Origin of the sequence: Kitasatospora sp. MY 5-36 (assembly GCF_001182915.1) — a bacterium.
GTDB lineage: Bacteria > Actinomycetota > Actinomycetes > Streptomycetales > Streptomycetaceae > Kitasatospora.
Genome location: NZ_LFVW01001137.1, coordinates 1 through 1,730, shown reverse-complemented (window position 1 = coordinate 1,730; position 1,730 = coordinate 1). Strand labels below are relative to the sequence as shown.

Annotated in this window: 1 protein-coding gene; it reads left to right on the top strand. The window is 77.3% G+C overall.

Translation table 11 applies throughout. The features are described from left to right. Positions 1 to 291: 291 nt before the first annotated feature. The coding region (gene secD / locus AE652_RS40850) for a protein translocase subunit SecD (RefSeq protein ID WP_049660968.1) at positions 292 to 1,730 on the top strand (1,439 nt) is incomplete at its 3' end.

Sequence of the window (1,730 nt, the reverse complement as noted above, 5' to 3'; positions counted from 1 at the left end):
CCCCGGCCCCGGCCCGGGATGTACGCCCCGGGGCCGCGCCAGGAGCGGGCGCCGCCGTCCGATCGCTACGACCCCCGCCACACCCGCGGTCCCCCTTCCACCCGGTCCAGCTGACGTTCCACCGCGCCCGCCGACCCGGGTGCCGCGGCCTGCCCGCGGCCCGGACGGGAGGGCTCCGGCCACCGTGCCCGGAGCGTTCCCGGCGGCGCGCCGTCCCCTCGCGTCCGCCCGTCCCGGGTGCGGCGTCCCCCTGCGGACGCCCGGCTCCCGCGGACCGCCCGTGGAGTACCCATGCCTATTCGCCGTGCCGCGTTCTGGCGCGCGCTCGTCGCGCTCGCCGTCGTCGGCGTCTCGTTCTACGTCGCCCTGACCACCCCGCCCCGCCTCGGGCTCGACCTGCGCGGCGGCACCCGGATCGTCCTGGAGACCCAGGACTCGCCCACTGTCCGCGCCGACGCGGACGCCACCGACCGGGCGCTGGAGGTGCTGCGCCGCCGGGTCGACGGTCTCGGGGTCGCCGAACCCTCGCTCGCCCGCGCCGGGGAGCGGCGCATCGTCGTCGAACTCCCCGGCGTCCAGGACCCCCGCGAGGCCGCCGGGGTCATCGGCCGCACCGCCCAGCTCACCTTCCACGCCGTCACCGCGACCGCCGACGGCCCGGCCGGCCCCCCGGCGGCGGACGGCTCCCGGGTCCTCGCCGACCCCGGCCTCCCCGGCGGCCACCTGCGGCTGGGGCCGCCGGTACTGACCGGCGACGGCGTCAAGGACGCCTCGGCCGTCCTCGACACCCGGACGGGCCTCGGCTGGAGCATCGACCTCTCCTTCCGCGGCTCGGCCGGCGACGCCTGGGCCCGGCTCACCGGGGAAGCCGCGTGCGCCGCGCCGGCCGACCCCGCCCGCCGGGTCGCCATCGTGCTCGACGACCGCGTCCTGTCCGCCCCCGGCGTCCAGGACAGCGTGCCCTGCGGGCAGGGGATCACCGGTGGTTCGACCCAGATCACCGGCGGTTTCTCGGCCGACGAGGCCCGCGATCTCGCCGCCCTGGTCAAGGGCGGTGCCCTGCCCGTACCGGTGACGGTGATCGAGCAGAGCACCGTCGGCCCCACCCTCGGCACCGAGGCGATTCGGGCCAGCGCCCTCGCCGCGGCCATCGGCCTGCTCTGCACCGGGGCCTTCGTCATCGCGGTGTACCGCCTGCTCGGTGTGCTGGCCACCGTCGCCCTCGCCCTCTACGGACTGATCTCGTACGCCGCCGTGGTCGCGCTCGGCGCGACGCTCACCCTGCCCGGGCTGGCCGGCTTCGTGCTCGCCATCGGCATGGCGGTGGACGCCAACGTGCTGGTCTTCGAACGGGCCAGGGAGGAGTACACCGCTCCTCGCGCGGCCGGCCCCGGCAGGGAGCGGGACCTTCGGCGCCCGCTGCGCGTCGGCTTCGCGAAGGCATGGAGCGCGGTGGCCGACTCCAACGTGACGACGCTGCTCGCCGCCGGTCTGCTCTTCGTGTTCGCCACCGGCCCGGTCAAGGGCTTCGGGGTGACGCTCTCGATCGGCGTACTGGCCTCGATGTTCTCGGCCATGCTGATCACCCGGCTGCTCGCCGAGTGGGCGGTGCGCCGACCCGCCGTCGCCCGACGGCCCGCCCTGACCGGCATGGCCACCGTCGGCCGGCTCCGGACCCGGCTGACCCGGCGGCCGCCCCGGCTGATGCGCCACCGGCGGCGCTGGCTGGG